The organism is Staphylococcus hominis subsp. hominis, from assembly GCF_002901845.1.
Taxonomy (GTDB): domain Bacteria; phylum Bacillota; class Bacilli; order Staphylococcales; family Staphylococcaceae; genus Staphylococcus; species Staphylococcus hominis.
The window spans coordinates 192,734-216,970 of the sequence record NZ_PPQE01000030.1; the positions used below are offsets into that span (position 1 = coordinate 192,734).

At 32.2% G+C, this 24,237-nt stretch carries 25 protein-coding genes; 3 read left to right on the forward strand and 22 right to left on the reverse strand.

The features are described from left to right. Positions 1 to 171: 171 nt before the first annotated feature. The 17 genes from nreC to CD034_RS10185 form a co-directional block, all read right to left on the reverse strand. Positions 172 to 825: a nitrate respiration regulation response regulator NreC gene (gene nreC, locus CD034_RS10105; RefSeq protein ID WP_002448626.1), complete on the reverse strand. Its 654-nt coding sequence runs from the start codon at positions 823 to 825 to the stop codon at positions 172 to 174. A 25-nt stretch (positions 826 to 850) separates the two neighbouring features. Next, a complete protein-coding gene (nreB, locus tag CD034_RS10110) occupies positions 851 to 1,861 on the reverse strand; it encodes a nitrate respiration regulation sensor histidine kinase NreB (protein ID WP_233172043.1) in 1,011 nt (336 codons plus the stop codon). Positions 1,862 to 1,894: 33 nt separating this feature from the next. Next, entirely contained in the window at positions 1,895 to 2,347 is a 453-nt protein-coding gene (gene nreA / locus CD034_RS10115) for a nitrate respiration regulation accessory nitrate sensor NreA (protein ID WP_002454912.1), read from the reverse strand. A gap of 20 nt (positions 2,348 to 2,367) precedes the next feature. Next, entirely contained in the window at positions 2,368 to 3,057 is a 690-nt protein-coding gene (gene narI / locus CD034_RS10120) for a respiratory nitrate reductase subunit gamma (RefSeq protein WP_103288349.1), read from the reverse strand. Continuing rightward, entirely contained in the window at positions 3,050 to 3,625 is a 576-nt protein-coding gene (narJ, locus tag CD034_RS10125) for a nitrate reductase molybdenum cofactor assembly chaperone (RefSeq protein ID WP_172457909.1), read from the reverse strand. Before narJ ends, narI begins: the two co-directional genes overlap by 8 nt. Next, entirely contained in the window at positions 3,618 to 5,177 is a 1,560-nt protein-coding gene (gene narH / locus CD034_RS10130) for a nitrate reductase subunit beta (protein ID WP_002454911.1), read from the reverse strand. The genes narJ and narH overlap by 8 nt, the downstream gene beginning before the upstream one ends. Further along, on the reverse strand, positions 5,167 to 8,850 hold the full coding sequence (locus CD034_RS10135; RefSeq protein ID WP_103288351.1) for a nitrate reductase subunit alpha: 3,684 nt from the start codon (positions 8,848 to 8,850) through the stop codon (positions 5,167 to 5,169). Before CD034_RS10135 ends, narH begins: the two co-directional genes overlap by 11 nt. 206 nt (positions 8,851 to 9,056) lie before the next feature. Continuing rightward, positions 9,057 to 10,007 carry a uroporphyrinogen-III C-methyltransferase gene (gene cobA / locus CD034_RS10140; protein ID WP_049432545.1) on the reverse strand — a complete coding sequence of 317 codons (951 nt, stop codon included), beginning with the start codon at positions 10,005 to 10,007 and terminating at the stop codon, positions 9,057 to 9,059. Continuing rightward, positions 9,998 to 10,312 (reverse strand): nitrite reductase small subunit NirD, encoded by a 315-nt coding sequence (gene nirD / locus CD034_RS10145; protein WP_037554316.1) that lies wholly within the window; start codon positions 10,310 to 10,312, stop codon positions 9,998 to 10,000. Before nirD ends, cobA begins: the two co-directional genes overlap by 10 nt. A gap of 2 nt (positions 10,313 to 10,314) precedes the next feature. Further along, positions 10,315 to 12,720 (reverse strand): nitrite reductase large subunit NirB, encoded by a 2,406-nt coding sequence (gene nirB, locus CD034_RS10150; protein ID WP_103288352.1) that lies wholly within the window; start codon positions 12,718 to 12,720, stop codon positions 10,315 to 10,317. A gap of 210 nt (positions 12,721 to 12,930) precedes the next feature. Further along, positions 12,931 to 13,644 carry a sirohydrochlorin chelatase gene (locus CD034_RS10155; protein WP_002448589.1) on the reverse strand — a complete coding sequence of 238 codons (714 nt, stop codon included), beginning with the start codon at positions 13,642 to 13,644 and terminating at the stop codon, positions 12,931 to 12,933. A gap of 124 nt (positions 13,645 to 13,768) precedes the next feature. Then, entirely contained in the window at positions 13,769 to 14,587 is an 819-nt protein-coding gene (locus tag CD034_RS10160) for a formate/nitrite transporter family protein (protein ID WP_049432550.1), read from the reverse strand. A 124-nt stretch (positions 14,588 to 14,711) separates the two neighbouring features. Then, positions 14,712 to 14,894, reverse strand: coding sequence for a hypothetical protein (locus CD034_RS10165; RefSeq protein ID WP_002448340.1), 183 nt, complete (start codon positions 14,892 to 14,894; stop codon positions 14,712 to 14,714). A 71-nt stretch (positions 14,895 to 14,965) separates the two neighbouring features. Then, positions 14,966 to 15,436 (reverse strand): SRPBCC family protein, encoded by a 471-nt coding sequence (locus CD034_RS10170; protein ID WP_002448416.1) that lies wholly within the window; start codon positions 15,434 to 15,436, stop codon positions 14,966 to 14,968. 111 nt (positions 15,437 to 15,547) lie between these two features. Next, positions 15,548 to 16,063 carry a YceI family protein gene (locus CD034_RS10175; RefSeq protein WP_002448482.1) on the reverse strand — a complete coding sequence of 172 codons (516 nt, stop codon included), beginning with the start codon at positions 16,061 to 16,063 and terminating at the stop codon, positions 15,548 to 15,550. 299 nt (positions 16,064 to 16,362) lie between these two features. Continuing rightward, the gene (locus CD034_RS10180; protein WP_002448447.1) at positions 16,363 to 16,959 is read right to left on the reverse strand and encodes a thioredoxin domain-containing protein; all 597 of its coding nucleotides are present in this window, start codon (positions 16,957 to 16,959) and stop codon (positions 16,363 to 16,365) included. A 24-nt stretch (positions 16,960 to 16,983) separates the two neighbouring features. Beyond that, positions 16,984 to 17,343: a DUF4467 domain-containing protein gene (locus tag CD034_RS10185; protein ID WP_064207261.1), complete on the reverse strand. Its 360-nt coding sequence runs from the start codon at positions 17,341 to 17,343 to the stop codon at positions 16,984 to 16,986. Between the two features lie 267 nt (positions 17,344 to 17,610). Between CD034_RS10185 and CD034_RS10190 the strand changes: the two genes are divergently transcribed. After that, positions 17,611 to 18,858, forward strand: a complete 1,248-nt coding sequence (locus tag CD034_RS10190; RefSeq protein WP_002454905.1) for an aminoacyltransferase — start codon at positions 17,611 to 17,613, stop codon at positions 18,856 to 18,858. Between the two features lie 40 nt (positions 18,859 to 18,898). Continuing rightward, positions 18,899 to 19,321 (forward strand): MaoC/PaaZ C-terminal domain-containing protein, encoded by a 423-nt coding sequence (locus CD034_RS10195; RefSeq protein ID WP_002448363.1) that lies wholly within the window; start codon positions 18,899 to 18,901, stop codon positions 19,319 to 19,321. A gap of 101 nt (positions 19,322 to 19,422) precedes the next feature. Here CD034_RS10195 and CD034_RS10200 read toward each other — a convergent pair whose 3' ends face one another. The 4 genes from CD034_RS10200 to CD034_RS10215 all read right to left on the reverse strand — a co-directional run bounded on the left by CD034_RS10200 (position 19,423) and on the right by CD034_RS10215 (position 23,209). Continuing rightward, on the reverse strand, positions 19,423 to 20,154 hold the full coding sequence (locus CD034_RS10200) for an amino acid ABC transporter ATP-binding protein (RefSeq protein WP_002448438.1): 732 nt from the start codon (positions 20,152 to 20,154) through the stop codon (positions 19,423 to 19,425). Beyond that, the gene (locus tag CD034_RS10205; RefSeq protein WP_002448600.1) at positions 20,151 to 20,870 is read right to left on the reverse strand and encodes an amino acid ABC transporter permease; all 720 of its coding nucleotides are present in this window, start codon (positions 20,868 to 20,870) and stop codon (positions 20,151 to 20,153) included. Before CD034_RS10205 ends, CD034_RS10200 begins: the two co-directional genes overlap by 4 nt. Further along, positions 20,851 to 21,651 carry a transporter substrate-binding domain-containing protein gene (locus CD034_RS10210; RefSeq protein ID WP_002448333.1) on the reverse strand — a complete coding sequence of 267 codons (801 nt, stop codon included), beginning with the start codon at positions 21,649 to 21,651 and terminating at the stop codon, positions 20,851 to 20,853. Before CD034_RS10210 ends, CD034_RS10205 begins: the two co-directional genes overlap by 20 nt. 118 nt (positions 21,652 to 21,769) lie before the next feature. Beyond that, positions 21,770 to 23,209, reverse strand: a complete 1,440-nt coding sequence (locus CD034_RS10215) for an MDR family MFS transporter (protein ID WP_002454903.1) — start codon at positions 23,207 to 23,209, stop codon at positions 21,770 to 21,772. A gap of 94 nt (positions 23,210 to 23,303) precedes the next feature. Here CD034_RS10215 and CD034_RS10220 point away from each other — a divergent pair, with 94 nt between their 5' ends. Continuing rightward, complete coding sequence (locus tag CD034_RS10220) at positions 23,304 to 23,402, forward strand: putative metal homeostasis protein (protein ID WP_100066500.1); 99 nt, start codon at positions 23,304 to 23,306, stop codon at positions 23,400 to 23,402. Between the two features lie 133 nt (positions 23,403 to 23,535). Here CD034_RS10220 and CD034_RS10225 read toward each other — a convergent pair whose 3' ends face one another. After that, a complete protein-coding gene (locus CD034_RS10225) occupies positions 23,536 to 24,222 on the reverse strand; it encodes a 2,3-diphosphoglycerate-dependent phosphoglycerate mutase (RefSeq protein WP_002448565.1) in 687 nt (228 codons plus the stop codon). Positions 24,223 to 24,237 lie beyond the last annotated feature (15 nt).

Below are 24,237 nucleotides of genomic sequence, written 5' to 3' on the forward strand. Positions count from 1 at the left end.
ATTACATTTAAATTTTAATCACTTTGTGAAAATATGAACATAAGGAGTTTCCCTTATACTCTCTAATAATCCCCCTATATTTAAATAATGAGACAAAGAAAAACCAACACATGAATATCATGTGCTGGTGAAATATAATATGAGTGTCATTATTTAAGTCTTTCAATATATTTAAAAATCTAAAAGTTTTTTCTTAAGCGCATATTCTACAAGCTCTGGTTTAGATTTTAAATTTAATTTAGTCATAATATGCGTTTTATGTGCCTCAACTGTTTTAACGGATACAAACAATTTTTCAGCAATTTCTTTATTTCCATATCCCTTTGCAATTAATGGTAATATTTCTAATTCTCTTTTAGAAAGTATTTTGAAAGGGTCATTAGTTGCTTTTTCATCTTGATTAGAAACATTTACAAATTCATTTACTAATGATGTCGTTAGTTTCATATCAATGTACGTTTCACCTTTATACACTGTTCGTACTGCTAAAATGAGTTGTTCATCTGGTGAATTTTTTAAAATATATCCTTTAGCACCATTTCTTAAAACATGAAACAAATATTCTTCATCATCATACATTGTCAAAATTAATATTTTTGTTTCAGGAAAACTTTCAGAAATTTTGCTAGTAGCAATTAAGCCAGACTCACCAGGTGGCATACTTAAATCCATAATTAATACATCCGGCTTGTATTCCATCACTTTCTGATACGCTTCTACTCCATCAGCTGCCGTAGCTACAACTTCCATATCTTCTTGAAAGTTTAATATCATAGAAAAACCTGTTCTTACTACTGCATGATCATCTGCAATTACTATTTTCAATTATAAGTCAGTCCCTTTACGCTCTCTAGAGTGGCACTTCTAAAGTGATAATAGTTCCTTTTCCTAAATGTGTTTCTACATTTACTTTTCCGTTTACAAGCTCTGCTCTTTCATTCATACCATACAACCCTAGTCCTGTACCTTGTGGTTGAGAATTCGGATCAAAACCTTGTCCATGATCAATCACTTCAGCCATTAATAAACGTCCAACCTCCTGAACAAAGACATCTACCGAACTTACGCCTGCGTATTTTAATGCATTAAATACCGCTTCCTGTACCACACGGTAAACCACCGTTTCTACTTCACTATCATATCTTTTATCTTTAATGTTAGACTGATATACAATTTGCATACCATAATTATTTTCAAATTGTTTAAAATATGATTTAAAAGCCGCTTCCAAGCCTAAATCATCTAGAGATGAGGGTCTTAATTCAACTGATAGATGTCTGATATCATCAATCAATTTAGACATTAATCCCTCAATACGTTGTGATTGTTGGACAAGTTCTGAGGATTCTTTTTGATATTTCAGTAATCTGAGTTCAACATCAATATTTAGCATTTCTTGTACAACACTATCGTGTAATTCTCTAGAAATACGTTTTCTTTCATTTTCTTGCGCGGAAATTGTTTTTCTCATCATCTGACGTTGATACATTTTTTCTTGTCTTTCAATTTGCGGCGAAATATCTTGAAGTGTAAATGCATATATCTCATTATCTTCATCAATCGCTTGATAAGAAGCTGTAAATGGTCGAACTTTATGATCTACTGTTTTCATAAACACTTGAAAATTGATATCGTTCGGTTTAGATGTGTCTAAATAACAATTTTTGCAACTTTGAAGTTCAAATTCATTTGAATACCCTTCACAACGGTCACAAATTGCATTTGTCATCGCACTATAATTATTATCTTTAGAAATAATTTCTTCAGCGGCATCATTCATTGCAATGATTTTTCCTTCTTTGTTTACAAAAACAATTTTTTCATTTGTAGTTTCATAATATTTTTTTAGTAAGTCTTCCATTTTCAGATTATACAACTCTAACACATATATCACCTAGATTTCTTCATTAAATTCCCACAAACGGCCTTTAATATTTAATTGACTAATCACTTTAGGCAATGTTTTACTACCTCTTTGTCCTAATAATAACACGCCTGCAACATGCTGTTCATGCCATAATGGTATAGCGACGAGCGCGTTTAAATTCTCACTCATCAAAATGGGATACTTAATTTTTTCTTCTGGCGTTATTGTTTTGGAAACATTTTCTATAACCATTCGCTTTCCTGTTTTCATAACTGTCCCAGCTAAGCCTCTGCCTTTTCTCAAAACAATCAATTTATAACGATTGTTTAGATTACCTGAAACATATTGCCATTTTATAGGTCCAGAAGGTTCGTGGTTTTCATATAGTGCAACACCAGCAAAATCACAGTTTTCTTTTTTTCTAAGTGTGTCAAGCTCTTGCTGAAAATGTACCGGTTCAAACAAAGGTTCCGGAATCATATATCGTACTCCTTTTATATTTAATGTGCACGAGGTGCTTTATGTTTTCTATATACAATATAACGTCTATTTGTATATGCTAATGGAATACTCCATACATGTACAAGACGTGTAAATGGCCAACAAGCTAATATTGTAAATCCTAATAAGATATGAATTTTAAATGATAATGGAACGCCTGTCATTAGTGCTGCATTAGGTGAAAATGTAAATAAGTGTCTAAACCATATAGAAATCGTTTGACGGTAATCAAAGTCAGTTATCATTGCATTAGTAACTAATGTTGAGAAACATCCCATAAATATAATTAATATTAATAAGAAATTTACGAAAATATCAGACGCTGAACTTAACTTTCTCACATTACTAATAGTTAAACGTCTGGCTGTTAAAAGTAACATTCCAATTAGAGTCATTATACCAAAAATACTACCGATATAAACAGCTCCAAAGTGATATGTACTTTCGCTTATACCAAGCCCATCTATCCATTCTGCTGGAATAGCTAATCCCACCACATGGCCAAAAAATACTGGAATAATTCCTAAGTGAAATAACAGACTGCCCCATTTAAGTTGTTTCTTTTCTAAAAACTCACTCGATTTTGCAGTCCATGAAAACTGATCATATTTATATCGGGCAATATGACCGACGATAAAAATTGCCACACATAAATATGGGTAAATAATCCAAAGAAATTGATTAAGCATGATGTGTCACCTCTTTTGGAATGTCTAAACAAGCTTTTAATGTTTCTCGTAATGCACGAATCACATAAGCGTAAGGATTATTCTCCTTAGCTAATTGATTTGCCATTTCATATGTACCATCTTCAATAATCATAATCACTAACTCAATATTGCCTTCTGCACGAGGATCATTATGCCAACTTGCTACGTGTAAAAACTGCAACATCAATGGTAGATAATCAGATAATTCATTATCTACCATTTTTAATCCAAACATTTCATAAAGTACTTTAAGTTTTGCGAGCATTTGACCTCTTTCTTTTTGAGTATCAAATTTATTGTAAGTCATATAAAGTGGTGATGTTTTATTGAAATCAAATGTCTCCGTATAAATTGCTTTAATTTCAGATAAAGTAAATTGATACATAATTTCACGATATTTCATTAAATCTGCATATCCTGGATGTGAAGGATGAATCGTTTCTTCAAATGTATTAGGATGAAAGGTTAATTTTTCTGGAAAATTAAGTTGTTGTGCAAGATATCCAAAACTTTCTTGATAGTATTTAAATTGCGTTAGATTAATCACGGAAAATACCTCCATAGAAATTCTCATTATAAATTTCTTGACTAGATTTTCCTGACGTTGAACCTACTGGAACACCACAACCTTCACAATTGTCTCCGAAATATTCACCGCCATATCCTTGACTACCTTGAGCATGATACGTATCTAAATAGGTTTCTTTATGTGAAGATGGTACAACAAATCGGTCTTCATATTTAGCTAAACCTAATAGACGATACATTTCTTTTGTTTGAATTTCTGATAAACCTAAACGTTCTAATCTAGAAGTATCAAATGGTTTGTTTGTGACTTGAGCACGCATATAACTTCTCATCATTGCCATTTTTTGTAACGCTTCTTTCACTGGCTCTACTTTACCTGCTGTAAATAAGTTTGCTAAATATTCAATAGGTAAACGCATTTCTTCGATGGCCGGGAAAATCATATCAGGATTTTGACCTGAATTTTTACCTTCAAAATAACTCATAATTGGACTTAAAGGCGGGCAGTACCATACCATTGGCATTGTTCTAAATTCAGGATGTAATGGAAATGCCAATTTATATTCAATTGCTAATTTATAAACAGGTGAATTTTGAGCAGCTTGGATCCATTCATAACTGATACCATCTTTTTCTGCTTGTTCAATCACTTCTTCATCAAATGGATTTAAGAAGATATCAAGTTGTTTTTCATATAAGTCTTGTTCATTTTCAGCTGAAGCCGCTTCATGTACACGATCAGCGTCATATAGTAAAACGCCTAAATATCTCATTCTTCCTGTACACGTTTCTGAACATACAGTTGGCATTCCTGCTTCAATTCTTGGGAAGCAGAATGTACATTTTTCAGCTTTATTTGTTTTCCAGTTGAAATATACTTTTTTGTAAGGACAACCTGTCATACAGTAGCGCCACCCACGACATGCATCCTGATCGACTAAAACAATACCATCTTCATCTCTTTTATACATAGCCCCTGAAGGACATGAAGCAACACAACTAGGATTTAAGCAATGCTCGCATAGACGAGGTAAATACATCATAAATGTTTCATCAAATTGGAATTTGATGTCTTCTTCAATTCTTTGAATATTTGGATCTTCTGGTCCTGTTACATGTCCACCAGCTAAATCATCTTCCCAGTTTGGTCCCCATTCAAGATTTAGTCTATCTCCTGAAATCAATGAGTGTGCTTTTGCAACTGGTGAATGTTTACCTTCTTTAGCTGTTGTTAAATGTTCATAATTATAAGTCCATGGTTCATAATAATCTTTGATTAACGGCATATCTGGATTATAGAAGATTTTACCTAAGGCAATTTTAGACCACTTACTACCTGATTTAAGCTCAAGTTTACCTTTTTTATTTAATACCCAACCACCTTTATAGTGCTCTTGATCTTCCCAACGTTTTGGATAACCTACACCTGGTTTGGTTTCTACATTATTAAACCACATGTATTCTGCACCCGGTCTATTTGTCCAAGTATTTTTACATGTCACACTACATGTATGACACCCAATACATTTATCTAAATTCAATACCATTGCAACTTGCGCTTTAATCTTCAAGCCAATTTACCTCCTTCATTTTTCTAACTGCGACGTACACATCACGTTGGTTTCCAATTGGTCCATAGTAATTGAAGTGATAACTAATTTGTGCATATCCTCCAACTAATTGCGTAGGTTTTAGGTGAATTCTTGTAGGTGCATTATGTGATCCCCCACGAGTATCAGTAATCTCAGAACCTGGTGTTTCAATGTGCTTATCTTGAGCGTGATACATAAACATTGTGCCTTTAGGCATGCGGTGTGACGTTACCGCTCTTGCAGTCACAACACCATTTCTGTTATAAACTTCAAGCCAATCATTATCATTAATACCATGTTGCTCAGCATCTTCATTAGATAGCCAAACAACTGGACCTCCTCTGAATAAAGTCAACATACGTTCATTATCTTGATATGTTGAATGAATATTCCATTTTCCATGAGGTGTTAAATAACGTAGAACAAGTGCATCTTGTCCACCTTTTACCTTTTTATCTCTTGCGCCAAATACCATTGGTGGAAGTGTTGGTTTATATACTGGTAAACTTTCACCAAATTGCTGGAATACTTCGTGATCGATATAGTAACTTTGTCTTCCTGTTAGCGTTCTAAAAGGTACAAGTCTCTCAATATTTGTTGTAAATGGAGAATAACGACGATTATTTTTATTAGAACCTGGGAATACTGCTGTTGGGATAACTTCTCTTGGTTGAGCTGTAATATTTAAGAATGAAATTTTTTCAGATGCACGTTTTTTTGAAATATCCTTCAATTCCATTCCAGTTTGATTTTCTAAATCTTCATATGATTTTTGAGATAATTTACCATTCGTTGCCGAAGAGATATTTAAAATTGCATCAGCTACTTTACGTGCAGTATCAATACGTGGTCTATCATTTCTAACAGAATGTTCATCGTCATCATTCCATGTACCAATCATGCTTTTTAGTTCTTCGTATTCTTCTTTAACACTAAAACTTACGCCATGTGCCCCTACTTTACCTTTCTCAAGTAAAGGTCCTAATGTAACGTATTTATCATAAATTTTAGTATAGTCACGTTCTACAATAGAGAAGTTAGGCATAGTTTTACCTGGCATGCCTTCTACTTCACCTTTAGACCAATCTTTAACAATACCGTATTCAGAACCTAATTCTTGTTTAGAATCATGAGCAAGTGGTGTAGTTACCACATCTTTAAATGTGCCTGGTAAATAATCTTTAGCCATTTCTGAAATTGCTTTACTCAATGTTTTGTAAATGTCCCAGTCAGAACGTGATTCCCATAATGGATCAATTGCTGGATTAAATGGATGAATAAATGGATGCATATCGGTTGAAGATAAGTCATGTTTTTCATACCAAGTTGCTGCTGGCAACACAATATCAGAATACAAAGGCGTTGCAGTCATTCTAAAATCTAATGATACAAGTAAATCTAATTTGCCTACTGTATCTTCTCTCCATTTAATTTCCTCTGGTTTATCATTTTCATTTGGTTCAGCCATTAATCCTGAACGTGTACCAAGTAAATGTTTCATAAAGTACTCTTGACCTTTAGCTGAACTTGAAATTAAGTTAGATCTCCAAACAAATAATGTTTTAGGATGATTTTTTCTTAAGTCTGGGTCTTCAATAGCAAATTCTGTTTCTTTATTTTTCACTGATTCAATCGCACGTTTTAAAATAGCTTCATTTGAATCATCGCCCGCATCTCTTGCTTCTTCACCAAATAACAAACTGTTTTTATTAAATTGTGGATATGAAGGCAACCAACCTAAACGTGCTGCTGTCACATTATAATCTGCTGGATGCTGATGTTTAATGTTGTTAGCAAGTGGTGATTTCAATTTATCTACATTAGATTCTTCATATTTCCATTGATCAGTTGCAAAATAGAACCAACTTGTACCATTTTGTAAACGCGGTGGACCTTGCCAATCTTTAGCGAAAGCTACAGTATTCCATCCTTCGATTGGACGACATTTTTCTTGCCCAACATAGTGAGCCCAACCTCCACCATTAACACCTTGGCATCCACATAAGAGAACTAAATTCAATACAGCACGGTAAATGGTGTCAGAATTGAACCAGTGGTTAATCCCCGCACCCATAATAATCATCGAACGTCCTTTAGTATCAATAGCATTTTGTGCAAATTCTCTTGCGACTTGTGTCACTAATTCTTGTTTAATACCTGTAACGTTTTCTTGCCATGCAGGTGTATATTTAGATTCACTAGCTTCATAAGATTTAGCTTCTAACTCATGACCAAATCGTTTAATACCATATTGACTAGCCATTAAATCATATACTGTAGCAATACGTACTTCTTTACCATCTGCCAATTTAACTTTTTTAGTTGGAATAGGTCGTTCGAAAATACCGTCTCCTTGACTATCAAAGTAAGGGAATTGAATGGTTTGTAACTCATAATCTTCTTCTGCAACAGATAAAGCTGGATCAATTTTATTTCCATCTTCTGTTTCAAGTTTTAAATTCCATTGTTTGCCTTCTTCCCAACGTTGACCCATTGTACCGTTTGGAACGACAAGTCGATGGCTAATTGCATCGTGAATCACTGGTTTCCACTCACCATTTTCACTTTTTATGCCTAAATCGCTTGCACGTAAAAATCGTCCTGCCTTATAACCATTTTCATCTTCATCCAACATCAATACAAATGGCATATCTGTATATTGCTTGGCATAATTAACAAACATATCACTTGGTTCATCTTCATAAAATTCTTGTAAGATGACATGCGTCATAGCTTGAGCAACTGCGGCATCTGTTCCTGGATGAGGTGCTAACCAATTATCAGCAAATTTAACATTTTCTGCATAATCTGGTGCTACAGACACCACTTTTGCACCTTTATAACGTACTTCAGTCATAAAATGGGCATCAGGCGTACGAGTAAGTGGAACGTTAGATCCCCACATAATGATATAAGAGGCATTGTACCAATCACTTGATTCAGGTACATCAGTTTGTTCACCCCAAATTTGAGGAGATGCAGGTGGTAAATCAGCATACCAATCATAAAAACTTAACATTTCTCCGCCTAATAAATTAATAAAACGCGCACCAGATGCATAACTAATCATCGACATTGCTGGAATAGGTGTAAAACCAGCGATTCTATCCGGACCATCTTTTTTAATGGTATAAAGAATTTGTGCTGCGATAATATCTGTTACATCTTTCCAACTTGCACGTACATGTCCACCTTTACCACGTGCTTCCTTATATAATTTAGCTTTCTTTTCATCTTCGACGATAGATGCCCATGCAGCGATACGATTTCCATTATTGTCTTCAAGTGCTTCTGTCCATAGATCTAATAGTTTACCTCTAATGTAAGGATATTTCACACGAAGTGGGCTGTATTCATACCATGAAAATGACGCACCACGTGGACATCCACGAGGTTCAAATTCAGGCATATCTGGACCGCAACTTGGATAGTCAATTTGTTGATTTTCCCACGTAATCACACCATTTTTAACGAAAACTTTCCACGAACACGATCCTGTACAGTTTACGCCATGTGTGGTTCTTACTACTTTATCGTGACTCCATCTTTCACGATACATTTTTTCCCATTCTCTACTTTTACTTTCTAAGACTGACCAATTTCCATTAAACGTTTCAGTTGGTTTGAAAAAGTTTAATCCGAATTTTCCCATTTATATAAATCCTCCTACCTGCAAAGGTCATACGTTACTTATGTTCAATGTTATTTAAAGAAATTTCATTTAAATTGTACATTTTTTCACATGGTTTTTATATTAGGGAATTACCTATTTCATATAAAAGAATCCCTAAAAAAAGTGAGATAACACACGTTTTAAATATCGTGTTATCTCACTTATGACATTCGAAGCGTAAAGAACTATACTTCAATATATTTAATATTTTGGTGCTGCGTTATAATCGATTCATATAAATACTTTTGAGAAGAATGATATGTTTCATCATATTGAATTAAGCATTTTAAATACTGTTGAGATAAGTCTTCTGCTTTGGAAAGTGCTAATTCTTTATTCCCTTTAATAACGTACAATGTTTCATCTATTGTTTGTTTTGAGTGTATAATCTTTTCGTCATCCATATAGTTAATGATATGGCCTAATATACAAATTCCTGGATCATGTTTAATATTAAGCTTAGATAATTGATATTCAATAGTGCTTAGTTTACCAACTACTATTGTTTCGTTATAACACGTAGCATTAAAAATGATAGCAATATCATAATCTTCTTTAGTATATCTTCTAATTTGACTAATAATATAATTTAATCGTTTAATTCCCATATAAATTGCCAAAGTCCCACCATTAGCTAAATTACGTATATCCATGTCTTGATCAATATCATCTTTAAAATGACCTGTAGAAAATGTAACACTTGGTGCTACTGAACGCATCGTTAAACCTAAGTCTAATGAAGCTACCGCTGCACTCGCAGAAGTTACCCCAGGTACAATATCGTAGGCAATCTGATGTTCTTTTAAAATGTCTATTTCTTCAGTTACTCGTCCAAATACTGCTGGGTCTCCACCTTTTAAACGTACAACAACTTTATACTTTTTCGCTGCTGCTACTATTTTTAAATTAATATCTTCTTGTTGAATATGTTTAGTATAAGGTTTTTTTCCAACATCTATGATTTCAGTAGTTGGCTTTGTATATTGTAATATCAATGGATTGACAAGACGATCATATAAAATAACATCTGCTTGACGAATTAATCGTTCTGCTTGTTTAGTTAGCAAATTAGGATTGCCAGGGCCAGCCCCAATTAAATATACTTTTCCAAATCCACTATTAGTGACTAGAGACATATAAATACGTCTCCATCTTGAATTTCAACTTGATATGTTTCAACACAACCTGTATCAGGTTCTTGCACTTTACCCGTATTCAAATCAATTTTTTGATCGTGGAGTGGACAATAAACGTATTCTCCACTTACAGTACCTTCAGATAGCGGTCCTTCTTTATGTGGACACACATTATTAATAGCATGCACTTGTCCATTTTCTGTTAAAAATATACCGATTTGTTTATCTTTAACAATAACCTTTTTACCAATTAATGGTGTTAATTCATCCATAGTTGTTACTTTAACTTTTTCCATTACACTCATCCTCACACTTTCTCGACATCAAATATTTTTTGTGCTTCTTTATTTTCAACAATAGCTTCCCAAGGTTCTTCTTCAAGTGCTTGTTTTGCATCCATAATTCTATCAAAAAGTTCTTTTTGACGTTGTTCATCTAAAAGCACTTCTTTAACATGATCAAATCCTAGTCGTTTAAGCCATGGTGCTGTTCGTTCAGCATATATTCCAGTCTCTCTGTAATATTGCATAAGCGCACCGCACAGTTGTACCACTTGATCTTCAGTTTCAACAGTAGTGAGTAATTGACCTACAGTGACCTCTGTGCCACCGTTACCACCAATATAAATTTGATAGCCATTTTCTACTGAAATGACACCAAAGTCTTTAACACCTGATTCTACACAGCTTCTTGGACAACCAGAGACACCCATTTTAAATTTATGAGGTGTGTCGATATATTCAAATGTTTTTTCTAATCGAATACCTAAACGTGTCGTATATTGTGTACCAAATCGACAGAATTCCTTACCAACACAACTTTTCACAGAACGCGTTTTCTTACCATATGCAGAGGCAGAACGCATACCTAAATCTTTCCAAACCTTTGGTAACTCATCTTTTTTAAGACCATATAATCCTACACGCTGAGACCCTGTTACTTTAACAAGAGGCACGTTATATTTTTTCGCTACTTCACCTAAACGAATTAATTGGTCAGCATCTGTGACACCACCACGCATTTGTGGAATCACTGAGAAAGTACCATCATTTTGAATATTTGCATGATAACGTTCGTTCGCAAATCTTGATGCTTTTTCATCTTGGTGTTCATGAGGATATACCATATTTAGATAATAGTTGATAGCTGGGCGACATTTTGGACAACCATTCTTATCTTTAAAATCAAGTACGTGACGAACTTCTTTTGACGTTTTTAAACCTTTAGCTCTAATTTGGGTAACAATTTCATCACGTGTCAAATCAGTACATGCACAAATACCTGTTGGTTTAGCAGCTACAAATTCATCACCTAATGTACATTTTAGTATTTCTCCAATTTGTCCTTTACATTTACCACAAGAATTTCCTGCTTTGGTTGTTTTTGTAACCTCATCTACAGTAGTCAACCCTTTTGTTGTAATTGCGTTGACAATCGTACCTTTATCTACACCATTACAACCACAAATTGTTTCATCATCAGGCATATCTGCTATTGAAATTCCACTTTCTTCTCCGCCTTTATGAAGAAGTGACACTAGTGTATAGTCCTCTAATGATTCATGTTTTTTCATCATATTATAAAATCTTGAACCATCATCTGTATCACCATATAAAACGGCACCTACCACTCGACCCTCACTTAGATAGACTTTTTTGTAAATATTATCTACACTGTTAAAGATTTCGATGCCATGTACAGTGTCATCTTCAACGATTTGTCCTGCACTATATAAATCACAGCCTGATACTTTTAAAGACGTAAATGTCGTAGATCCTTTATATCCTTCAGTCTCTTTACCTGTTAAATAATCAGCAAGCACTTTACCTTGTTCATAAAGAGGTGCAACTAAACCATATACTTTATCATTGTGTTCCGCGCATTCACCCACAGCATAGATATGTTCATCAGATGTTTGTAAGTAATCATTAACGACGATACCTCGATTCACTTCTAATCCCGCTTCACGAGCTACTTCGGTAAATGGACGTATACCAACAGCCATAACGACTAAATCTGTTTCTATTACTCTACCATCAGCTAGCTTAATAGCTTCTACATCATCTGTTCCTATAATTTCTTTAGAATTTGCTTGTAGTTCGATATGCATACCTTGACGCTCTAAATCAGCTTTTAACATATCTCCAGCTTTACGGTCTAATTGCATTTCCATCAGCCATTCTGCTAAGTGAAGAACTGTTACATCCATACCTTGATCCATTAATCCTCTTGCACATTCTAATCCAAGAAGACCTCCACCAATAACAATGGCACGTCGTTTTGTTTTAGCAATTTCAATCATACGCTCAGTATCTTCAATTGTGCGCCAACCGATGACACTTGGTAATTCTGATCCAGGTATAGGTAAAACAAATGCCTTTGAACCAGTCGCAAAGATACAGATATCATAAGCTACAGTGATACCTTTAGATGTAGTGACAGTTTTGGATTGTCTATCTACTTTTTCAACTGGATCATCTACAATTAGTTCAATATGATGTTCTTTATACCAGTCATAAGTGTTCATAATCGTTTCTTCGACTGTCATTTTCTTTTGTAAAATGTTGGATAACATGATTCGATTATAATTAGGATAAGGTTCTTTACCAATAATTGTAATGTCAAATTGAGAATCTGAACGTTTTAAAATTTCTTCAATTGTTCTTAAACCAGCCATACCATTACCAATCATTACGAGTTTTTGTTTAGCCATATCAATACCCCTTTTATTACATTTAATTATTATTAACTTCAAATATTTTTGAACTCACTATTCTTTACAAGGCTATTTTATACCATATTCTTTTAAAATTGTGATTATTTTCACATTTAAATGTAAAATCGGGGATTTCCCTAATAAAAAACACCTTCCATTACATAAGTGAGAATTTAGCACTCATATAATGAAAGATGTATGTAGTTACTATACTGTTAATTCTTTTAATCGCTCTCGAATAATCGATTTTAAAATAGGGTCGAAATTAATAGACGGAGTCATGTGCAATTCATTAGCAATATCCATCTCTGATATAAGACCTTTTACTTTATTAACTAAACGTCCATCATATAAAAACATTGGGACCACAATAAGATGACGATATTGTCTTGAAAGTTGATTTAAATCATTTTTAAACGTAATATCTCCATATAACGTACGGCAATATATCGGTTTATCTTGCTTTAACTTAGTACTAAATTCTTTTAGTTCATCATGTGCTTTAGTATAAGAAAAGCTACCATGTGCAATCAATACAACTGCCACATCTGACTCTTCTTTTATATCCACATCATTAATACGTTGTTCTACTAAATCTACCATATATGGATGCGTACCAAGAGGTGCACTAATTTCATAGGTTATATTTGGATGTGCTTGTTTAATGTTTCTTAACATCTCTGGAATGTCTACAATATAATGCATAGCTGAAAATATAAGTAAAGGTACAACTTTAAATTGCGTTTCTCCTTTTTCTATTAAATTAATAATCGTATTTTCAACACTTTTTTCTTCACTTTCAATAAAAGCAAGCTCATAAGCGTAAGTTTCATCTTGTAATAAACTATCTATAAATTCACCGAGTGCTTTATTTTGATCTCCTTTTCTCATGCCATGAGCTACTAGAATATTCGCAACCAAATGGTTTCCCCCTTATTATTTTAATGTTGATTAAAATAATAAGATTTTCTGAATATTAAGTCAATATGTTGGGGATTAAAAGAGCGGAAATGTCTCTCGATATTTCCGCTCTTTGATCGTCTTACTATGCTTTTATACTGTCTCTTTTTCCGTTTAAATAGGCATAAACAAGCCCTACAAAAATACCTCCACCAATATAGTTACCTACAAAAGCAAATACGATATTTTTTAGCACATCTATCCATGATAATGCATCACTATTATAAAAAATCATTCCTGCATATAATCCAGCATTAAATACAACGTGTTCATATCCCATAAATACAAATACTATAACACCAACAGCAATGAAAAATGCGCGAGCTAAACCTTCTTTAAAAAGCATTGAAACATAAATACCAATATTAATAAAGAAGTTACAGAATATCCCTTTGATAAGAATATTTAACCAAGTTGATTCTACCGTTTTTAAATGTACTGTTTTACTTAGACTTGCAACCATTTCAGGTGTCATCACATGTGTACCCTTCATTAATAAGAATAAAATAAATCCACCTATCATATTTCCAATGAAACAAAATAAGAATATGTATAACACTTTTTTAACTGTAATAACTTTGTAGTACCATCCGATAGTTAAATACATAAAATTACTAGTCAGTAATTCTGAATTAGTTAGAACAATGAGAACTAAAGCTAAACTAAATGAAATCGCTCCTAATAAATTAACAAGGCCATCATTTGTTCCTGCAAACTGTGTTTTGATTGCTAACATAAATACTGTAACAATAGCTAATAAAAATCCTGACATCATTGACTTTAGTAAATATCGTCCAGGTGTTTGAGTTGCCATAACTTCTTTCATTTGTACCTGTCTTACAGCCGCTTTAATAAGATCTTTTGTAGTATATGTATCTTCAATTGTTGTATGGTTACTTGTCATATTCCCTCTCCTTAATTCATTTATAATTTTATATTATATATAGTGAAGTGCATTTTGAATAGAGGAGATTAAAAAAGAGCAATATATGGAGGTTTATTTTCCATATCTTGCTCTTGTCATGATATTAATGTGCTTTTTTTAATTTTGAAAAATAACGTAATCCTGAAGCAAAAATACCATAGCCTAATGCCGTTCTTAAAATATATTTTATGACGCCATTATTTAAACACTTTGAATTAATTAATAATGTTGGAATTAAAGTACTAATTGAAAATAATCCCAGCACTTTTAAATATCTTTCTTTCATACTATATCATCCTCTTTTCAACATTATTATAACTTAAAAGTTCAATTTAAATTTGACATCCTCGTGACGATTTATTCATTAAGTAAGGCTTCTAGTTGATCTAATGTTGAATTCATACCTGCTTCTATTCCCATATCTACCGCTTGTTGAGCTGCTTCTTTAGTTGGAAACATTGACGTAGATGTAACAGTAGTCATTTGTTTATTATCTGAATTAAAATTGATTGAAATATGCATACCAGGTAAACGCGTATCTTTTTCTCCCTCAGGTGTAGCAAAGTAATCAAAGTATTCAAGATACTTCGGACGATCCACTTTTCGATATTCAGTTAATGTATAGCTTGTCTGTTCTGAGGTTTCTATAGCAAAGAAGGATTCCCCGCCTTCTTCAGTATTAAAACGATATACTTTTGTCTTAGCGCCTTGAGGATGAAACCATCGCTCAAATAACGATGGATTTGTATAGGCATCAAATACATCATTGATAGGAGCTTTAAATGTTCTTTTAAAAATAATTTTATTTTCTTTTACTTCAATTGACATCGTTATCTCTCCTGATTTTTAAAATGATAATTCCTATAGTTTAGCAACTATTATATTTTAAGACAATAAAAAAACAGGCAAAGTTAGAACCTTGCCTGTTTTTTAACTTTATTATTCTTCAATAGGAAATTCTAAATCGAATTCCACATTTAATATTTTACCTAATAAAAAACCGCCAGTTTCTAATGGTTGGTTAAATGTAACACCATATTTTTCACGATCAAGTTCACCAGTAATAACTAAACCTGCTGTATTCTTATTATTAAGTGGGTTTAAGCTAATACCTTTATAATCTAAATCAAATGTTTCTTTTTGTGTTTGATCTTTAATTGTTACATTACCAGTAACTGAATGATCATCAACACTAATAATTTCAAATTTAATTTCAGGATATTGTTCAACGTTTAAGAAATCTTCACTTTTAAGATGATTATCACGATCTTCTACTTTAGTATCAATAGAATTAGCTTGAACAGTAAAAGTTCCTTTTAAAGAACTTAAATCATGAAAGTCACCTGTAATATCTGCATCAAAATCGTTAAAACGTCCTTTTACATTACTAATTACAAGGTGTTGTATTGAGAAATTCACACCTGAATGAACTGGATCTAAATTAAAGTTAGCCATTTATTTTCCCTCCAATAGTGAAATGATAAAATAATATTATTCAATTTATTTATCTTTTACTTTGATATAATTATTATACTTAGTATATTAAATAAATCTAACAAAAATTACAAACTAAGCGACTTAATTAAAATATATTAATTGTGCTGATTTTGTTTCTTTTATTTGTATTCCCTTTTTTTATAAAAATAATGATTTTGAATGTAAAATTTTTAAATATGTCTTAAACGATATAAAAACATAATTAAAAGACCTAATTTAATATTTAAACAACATTAAGTTAGATCTTTTGTATTATGCTATAAATATTTTTTCCATTCTTTGATTTTATAAGGATCTTTTACTTTTTTACCATTGATAAAAACTGTTGGAACGGATTGAATATGATTTTCTTTTGTTAACTTTTTCTGTTTTTCTGCTTCCTTCCAAGCATCGCTGTTTTTAGTTTTATACTCTTTTTTAATGCGATCTTTTTGTTTTTGAGAAATATCTAATTGATCAATTTCTTTGTCAAGTAATGTTTCAGTAATCCAATGTTTTTTTTCATCTTGTTGATGAGCATATATATTTTTTTGGAATGTAAGATATTCTTTGGGTGCAATAGCTTGAATAGCATTCCCTGCTCTAGAGCCCATTAATGAATCTTTTCCAAGAAAACTTGCATTAATAAATTGATATTCCACTTTATTTGTATCAATATAATCTTTTTTTATGATAGGCATGACGTTATCTTCAATTTTTTTGCAATAAGGACATTTATAGTCTCCATATTCTACAATTAAAATTTTCCCATTTCTCGTATGAGCTGGGGTTGTTTCTTTTTTCTTTTGAGAGCAAGCGACAACGATAATGATTAAACATATGATCGCAGCTCCAATAAAAATCAATTTTTTCATATATACTCCTTAAGATTGTTTCAGTTAATTAAGATTTTCTTCCTTATAATCCGAATCATGTGTACTAATATATTGTTTCGTATCAAAGTGCTCTAAGTAGGTTGCCTTCTTATCTTTAAATTGATATGTATAATAATGCATTTCATCGTTGTTGCTTAATGGTCTATATGCTAATACAACATACTTACCTTTTTCATACACATATATATTAGCGTCTTTTTTATCAAAGTGTTTTACTACATCGCCTTGTTCATTCTTAGCAAGTCGTTCTTGTTTTTTATCTTGTAGTTTTACAGCTTTATCTATTTTATTAGCATATTCATCATTACCGCAACCCGCTAGCAATATGACACATACACTTAATGATACAATCAATCTTTTCAAATATCTTCACTCCTACTTTTTCTAATCTAACCTAATATAACTCTTACTATTATACTATGCATATACTGATTATCATACCGTGGTTTTGCAATATAAACTAGACTATTAAAAAATAATATATTTTAAGTTTTATAGTTATATATTTAAAAAAATAATTATTATTTTATACTAAAGTATGAGCAAATTAATTTACTAAATGTGTGTAATAATAGAACTAATTTGATAAAATAGTTTAGAATTCTTAAAAACACAGAGGAGTAGATAATCATGAAATTCGTAAGTTTAACACCTGAAGAATTTGAAAAATTCACATCCGAACATTTTTCTCACTATACACAATCTCGAATACACTTTGATAATAGAAATGAGATGAAACATGATGTACATGTTGTAGGTGTTAAAGATGATAGTGGAGATGTCATTGCAGCAACATTAATGACTGAAGCACGCGCATTGAAATTTTATAAATATTTTTACACACATCGTGGTCCAGTAATGGATTATAGCAATATCAAACTGGTTCACTTCTTTTTCAAATCACTAACAGAATATTTAAAAAAACAAAATTGTCTATTTGTTTTAGTAGATCCATATATTTTAGAAAACCTACGTAATGCAGATGGAGAAATTTTAAAAAGCTACGATAATCGTGCAGTGATTAAAACGCTTGAAGACTTAGGATATAAACATCAAGGTTGGTCTGTAGGTTATAGTACAATGAGTCAAATTCGTTGGTTGTCTGTACTTGATCTTAAAGATAAAACTGAAGACCAATTATTAAAAGAAATGGACTATCAAACACGTCGTAATATTAAAAAGACGTATGAAATGGGCGTAAAAGTTAAAACATTACCTATGGAAGACACACATACTTTCTTCGAACTGTTCCAAATGGCTGAAGAAAAACATGGCTTTAAATTTAGAGATGAGCCTTATTTCTATGAAATGCAAAAAACATATAAAGATCATGCCATGCTAAAGTTAGCTTATATCGATTTAAAAGATTATTTGTCTACTCTACAACATAAACATGAGGATTTAACAAAACAACTTACTGAAATTGAAGAAGCTTTAAAAGAAAGCCCTAACTCTAAAAAGAACAAAAATAAACGTAATCAACTTCAACAACAATTTGATAGCAATGAACGTAAAATAAACCAAACAAAAGATAAAATTGCAGCAGAAGGTGAAGTATTAAATCTAGCAGCTGCATTATATATCTACAATGAACATGAAGTATATTATTTATCTAGTGGTTCTAACCCAAAATATAATGAATATATGGGAGCCTATCGTTTACAGTGGGAAATGATTAAATTTGCTAAAGAGCATAACATTGACCGTTACAACTTCTATGGTATTACTGGAGACTTTAGTGAAAATGCTGAAGATTATGGTGTCCAACAGTTCAAAAAAGGCTTTAATGCTGGTGTTTATGAATATATTGGTGACTTCATTAAACCAATTAAACCTGTTCTTTATCATACTCAACAATGGATCAAAAACAGAAGATAATCATTGCATTATAAGTATACTTTAAGGTAGGCATATAACTATGAAATACAGTATGTTTTCTATAGGAGATACATTCATTAGTAAACATTACAAAATAACTGAGAAAGAAATATTAGAGTTTGCTCATCAATTTGACCCTCAATATATGCATCTAGATAAGAAAAAAGCAGGTCAAGGAATGTATAAAGGGATTATAGCATCAGGTATGCATACCCTTTCTCTTTCCTTTAAACTTTGGATTGAAGAAAACAAATATGAAGAAGACATTATAGCAGGGACTCATTTAAATAATGTAACCTTTATTAAACCTGTCTATCCAAATGACAACTTATATGTAAAAGTTAAAGTTTTAGATAAAAAATTGAAAAAACAATTTGGTAGTTTAACCGTTGAAATTATGACATTTAATCAATATGAGAATAAAGTACTTCAATTTGAGCTTACTGTTTTACTATCAGTTTAAAATATAAATATTTCTAAAATCTATTTATCTGAAGAAAGAAAGCATTATTCAATAAAAAGAATCGTCGTTCAAGATGAAATATCTCAAACGACGATTCTTTTTTAATTTTCATTAATCACATTTAAAAAACGTTTTAATTCATCAGTTTTAGGGTGATCAAATAATTCTTCAGGAGAACCTTCTTCACCAATTTCACCGTCATGAATAAATACAACTTTATTAGATACTTCTTTTGCAAAACGCATTGCATGAGTAACTATCACCATCGTCATGCCTTCATTTGCTAATTCTTTAATAACTTTCAACACATCATTTACAAGTTCAGGGTCAAGTGCAGATGTAGGTTCATCAAATAACATCACTTTAGGATTCATCGCTAAAGCTCTCGCAATCGCCACACGTTGTTGTTGACCACCAGAGAGTGCATGAGGACGTTGATCTTTAACATGTGTCAAACCTACTTTTTCAAGTAAGTCTAATGCTCTATTTTTAGCTTCTGATTTACTCATTTTCTTTACAGTTACTAAACCTTCCATCACATTTTCTAAAGCCGTTTTATGTGGAAAAAGATTATAACTTTGGAATACCATCCCTGATTGTTTACGTACTTCAATTTGAGATTTCTTATCTTTAGCAGTATACGTTTTATCATTCACAGTAACGTTGCCTTCAGTTGGAATCTCTAACGCATTAATCATACGCAATAATGTAGTCTTACCCGAACCGGAACGACCAATTAATGTGACAACTTCACCTTTCTTTACATTCAAATCAATACCTTTAATTACTTCTTTATCATTAAAAGATTTATGAATATTGGATAACTCAATCATGCCTTATACCCTCTTTCAATATATGATTCATAGAAGCCTTGGATGACTGAAATAATAAAACAAACAACCCAATACATCACGGCTACGAGAATATAAATTGTAAAGTACTCGTATGTTGTAGAAGCAACTTCTTGCGCTTTACGGAACATTTCAGCTACTAAGATAAATCCTAGTAATGATGTGTCTTTAATTAATCCTAAGAATGTGTTACCTAAAGCTGGAACTGAAACACGAATCGCTTGAGGTAAAATAATACGTTGAATCGTTTGACGATAATTCATTCCAATAGAGTATGCCGCTTCTGTCTGGCCTTTTGGAATAGAAATAATACCACCACGGATAATTTCAGATGCATATGCACCCACATTTAAAGACAATCCAATAATCGCTGAAACAACAGAAGACAATGTCCATTGTTCGTCTGCATTTCCAGTAATTAGACGTCCAAGTTCTGGAATACCATAAAAGATAATAAAGAGTTGTACAATCATTGGTGTCCCACGAATAATAGATACATATACACGTGCAATTCCTCTTAATACTTTACTAGACGAAATACGCATTAACGCCGTAAACAAAGCGATAATCAAACCTAAAATAAATGTCACAATTGTAATTGGAATAGAGTATTTTACTAAACCTTCCAACATGGGTCCAAATGCTTGAGTTGCTGCATCTAATGCGTGTTGTTGTTGACTATTTAGGCTCAGAAACATTTTCACCGAACCATTTCTCACCAATTTTTGCTAGTTCACCGTTCTCTTTAAGTTTTTTCAGACCATCGTTGAAATCAGAAACAACTTTATCATCGACACTTTTAGAGAATGCAAATGCTGATTTATTTTGTTCTGCATCACCTTTGATTGCTTTAATTTTAGCATTAGGTTTTTGTTTTTTATAATCTAAATAAGATAAGCTATCATTAAAAGTACCATCCACACGTTTAGATAATAATAAATCGATAGACTGGTTGAAACCATCTACTTTAGTGATGTTAGCACCTTTATCTTTAGCAAGTTTTCCGTAGTTAGAAGTAAATGTTTGCGCTAATTTTTTACCTTTCACATCATCAAATGATTTAATATTCTTCTCATCATCACGAACAACTAAGACACCACTTGAATAAGTGTAAGGGTTAGAGAATTTATATTTTTCTTTTCTTTCTTTATTGATACCCACTTGGTTTGCAATGACATCAAAACGTTTTGCATCTAAACCAGCAAACATTGAATCCCAAGATGTTTCATTAAATTTAAGTTTATATCCTTCTTCTTTCGCAACAGCTTTAATTACATCAATATCATAACCAGTTAACTGATCTTTTTTGTTGTGGAAAGTAAACGGTGCATAAGTCCCTTCAGTTCCTACACGTAATGTTTTTTTATCACTATTACTGCTACTTGATTTTGAATCACTATTTTTGTCAGATGAACCACTATTACCACATGCGGCTAATACAAAAATAAGTGTCAAAGCTACAAATAAAAGTCTTTTCATTAATAACTCCTCCATATTCCTATTAAATTAGTCAGAATAAATTAATTCTAATCTCATCACTATGAATAGTCAATAACTATTTAAACTATTAAATAAAATAGAATGTTTAGATATGAGGTTAATGCCTTTCTTCATTTAAATTCTTTTTTCGTTTAAGTAAAAAAGTTAATAATAAACTAACGACTGTGATAATGACTGCAAATAAAAAGCCAGAATGATAACCATGTATCATTGCGTCTGTTTGAATGTGTTTCATCATCTCTGTTTTAGCCATTCCTTGATAATCACTGAGTGTCGGTTTAAAATGCTGACTTGCTACACTTAAAATTGTTACTAAACCAGCTGTACCAATAGAACCCGCTACTTGTTGAATTGTATTTGTCATTGAAGATCCATGGGCATTTAATTCTGGAGTGAGTTGGTTCATTGTATGCGTCATTACAGGCATTAACCCTAAAGCAATACCAATCATACGAATCGCATAAATAGTTGCTAAAACAATTGTTGACGTATGCTCATCCATTACTACAAAGTAGGACGTCGTAATCGTTACAATAAGCATACCTATCATTGAAAGTACTCGTGCTCCAAACGTTTCGTATAAACGCCCAGATATGATAGACATGATTGCCATTACAATTGCTCCGGGTAACAATATCAAACCAGAATCAACAGGCGTACGTTGCAACACATTTTGTACAAACATAGGTAATACCGTTTCAGATCCAATCATCGAAATCATCGTTACAGCCATAATAGCAATACCTACTGTGAATTGATTATTTTTAAATACTTTAAAACTTAATAGAGGGGTTTCAAGTCGTTCTTGTCTCCAAATAAATAAAACTACAAAAATAATGCCTAAAATAATAGTGCTCAGAACGACTGGGTCATTCCAACCTTTCTGAGAAATAGAACTTACCCCGTATAACATACCACCAAATCCGATAATAGATAAAATAATGGAGAGCATATCAATGGGTGCTTTTACTTTTACTCCAACGTTTTTAATAAAAATTAAAGCAAGTATAAAGGTCACTGCTGAAATTGGCGCTACAACATAAAACAATGCTCTCCAATTAATGTATTCAACCAAATATCCAGATAATGTAGGTCCAATCGCTGGTGCTAAACCAATCACTAATCCAAACATCCCCATATATTTTCCACGTTCGTGCGGTTCAAATATATCTAATATAGTCGTCATCATTAGTGGCATCATAATACCAGAACCTAATGCTTGGATAATTCTTGCAATTAATAAAGTAATGAAATTAGGGCTAAATCCTCCTAGTAAAGTGCCTAGAAAGAATATAATAATTCCAGTTAAGAAGACCTGTCTTGTTGTATAACGTTGAATAATAAATGCAGATAATGGAATAACTACTCCATTTGTTAGTAAGAAGGCTGTTGTGAGCCATTGTACTTGAGAATATTCAATATGAAAATCTTTCATTATTCTCGGTAATGCTGTGGTCAACAAGGTTTCATTTAATAAACCAAAAAAACCACCTAATAGCATAGTGAAAATCATAATTAACTTTTTACTATGCGACATGGTATCATCTCCTTATTTTTATTTTTAAATCGTAATAATTACTATTTACATAAGCCATCTTTTCCTTTATTCTTTATAAAAAGGAGGAATATTTATGAAACCAGATTTACAAACTGCACGTCGCAACTTAAAAAGTTCTAATATTAAAACACGTAAACGTGCATTAAAGATGATTAAGCAATATCGACGTTAGTTAAAACCGTTTAACTATTTTTATAAGCAATCTTACTCCACTACATTAATAAAAGACTAAAGCACTTCTTTAATGCTTTAGCCTTTTATTCTATCTACTATATTACAATAAATAAAAATTCTTGCTCACACTTTTATAAATAATAATGATTAGTTACTTTTAAATCGTCATCTAATTCATAAATTAACGGTGCGCCTGTTTTAATTTCATAGCCTATAATGTCTTCATCTGATACGTCTTCTAAATATTTAATTAATGCTCGAATAGAGTTACCATGTGCTGCTACAAGTACAGTATCCCCATCTAATAAATGTTGTGAAATATGATCAGTCCAAATTGGAATGACACGCTCTAATGTTGTTTTTAAACTTTCAGAGTAAGGCATCATACGATGATCTAAATGACGATAACGACGATCATTTAAATAAGATTGACGTTGTTCTTCAGTTTGTGCTGGTGGTAATACATCATAAGAACGTCTCCATTGATGAACTTGTTCTTCACCAAATTCCTTACGGGCATCATCTTTATTTAATCCTTGTAATTTTCCATAGTGTCGTTCGTTCAGGCGCCAACTTTTATGAACAGGAATCCATTCTTGATCAGATTCAGCTAATAAATATTGAGTTGTTTCTAATGCTCTTGTTAATAAAGAAGTATAGGCAACATCAATTTCAATTTTGTTTTCTTTTAATTTTTTACCTGAAGTGATGGCTTCATTTCTCCCTTGTTCTGACAGTTGAACATCTTCCCAACCGGTAAATAAATTTTTCGCATTCCATTCACTTTGTCCATGTCGACATAAAATTAATTTTGGCATAATATAACACTCCTT

Bases quoted from the DNA above. Each gene is read 5' to 3' on its own strand.
- nirD (WP_037554316.1), bottom strand. From the start codon at position 10,312: ATGAGTGTAATGGAAAAAGTTAAAGTAACAACTATGGATGAATTAACA.
- CD034_RS10225 (WP_002448565.1), bottom strand. From the start codon at position 24,222: ATGCCAAAATTAATTTTATGTCGACATGGACAAAGTGAATGGAATGCG.
- CD034_RS10215 (WP_002454903.1), bottom strand. From the start codon at position 23,209: ATGTCGCATAGTAAAAAGTTAATTATGATTTTCACTATGCTATTAGGT.
- nreB (WP_233172043.1), bottom strand. From the start codon at position 1,861: ATGGAAGACTTACTAAAAAAATATTATGAAACTACAAATGAAAAAATT.
- CD034_RS10170 (WP_002448416.1), bottom strand. From the start codon at position 15,436: ATGTCAATTGAAGTAAAAGAAAATAAAATTATTTTTAAAAGAACATTT.
- CD034_RS10180 (WP_002448447.1), bottom strand. From the start codon at position 16,959: ATGAAAAAATTGATTTTTATTGGAGCTGCGATCATATGTTTAATCATT.
- CD034_RS10205 (WP_002448600.1), bottom strand. From the start codon at position 20,870: ATGTTTCTGAGCCTAAATAGTCAACAACAACACGCATTAGATGCAGCA.
- narI (WP_103288349.1), bottom strand. From the start codon at position 3,057: ATGCTTAATCAATTTCTTTGGATTATTTACCCATATTTATGTGTGGCA.
- CD034_RS10210 (WP_002448333.1), bottom strand. From the start codon at position 21,651: ATGAAAAGACTTTTATTTGTAGCTTTGACACTTATTTTTGTATTAGCC.
- CD034_RS10200 (WP_002448438.1), bottom strand. From the start codon at position 20,154: ATGATTGAGTTATCCAATATTCATAAATCTTTTAATGATAAAGAAGTA.
- nreA (WP_002454912.1), bottom strand. From the start codon at position 2,347: ATGATTCCGGAACCTTTGTTTGAACCGGTACATTTTCAGCAAGAGCTT.
- CD034_RS10135 (WP_103288351.1), bottom strand. From the start codon at position 8,850: ATGGGAAAATTCGGATTAAACTTTTTCAAACCAACTGAAACGTTTAAT.
- CD034_RS10190 (WP_002454905.1), top strand. From the start codon at position 17,611: ATGAAATTCGTAAGTTTAACACCTGAAGAATTTGAAAAATTCACATCC.
- CD034_RS10160 (WP_049432550.1), bottom strand. From the start codon at position 14,587: ATGACAAGTAACCATACAACAATTGAAGATACATATACTACAAAAGAT.
- CD034_RS10220 (WP_100066500.1), top strand. From the start codon at position 23,304: ATGAAACCAGATTTACAAACTGCACGTCGCAACTTAAAAAGTTCTAAT.
- nirB (WP_103288352.1), bottom strand. From the start codon at position 12,720: ATGGCTAAACAAAAACTCGTAATGATTGGTAATGGTATGGCTGGTTTA.
- CD034_RS10195 (WP_002448363.1), top strand. From the start codon at position 18,899: ATGAAATACAGTATGTTTTCTATAGGAGATACATTCATTAGTAAACAT.
- CD034_RS10165 (WP_002448340.1), bottom strand. From the start codon at position 14,894: ATGAAAGAAAGATATTTAAAAGTGCTGGGATTATTTTCAATTAGTACT.
- cobA (WP_049432545.1), bottom strand. From the start codon at position 10,007: ATGTCTCTAGTCACTAATAGTGGATTTGGAAAAGTATATTTAATTGGG.
- CD034_RS10175 (WP_002448482.1), bottom strand. From the start codon at position 16,063: ATGGCTAACTTTAATTTAGATCCAGTTCATTCAGGTGTGAATTTCTCA.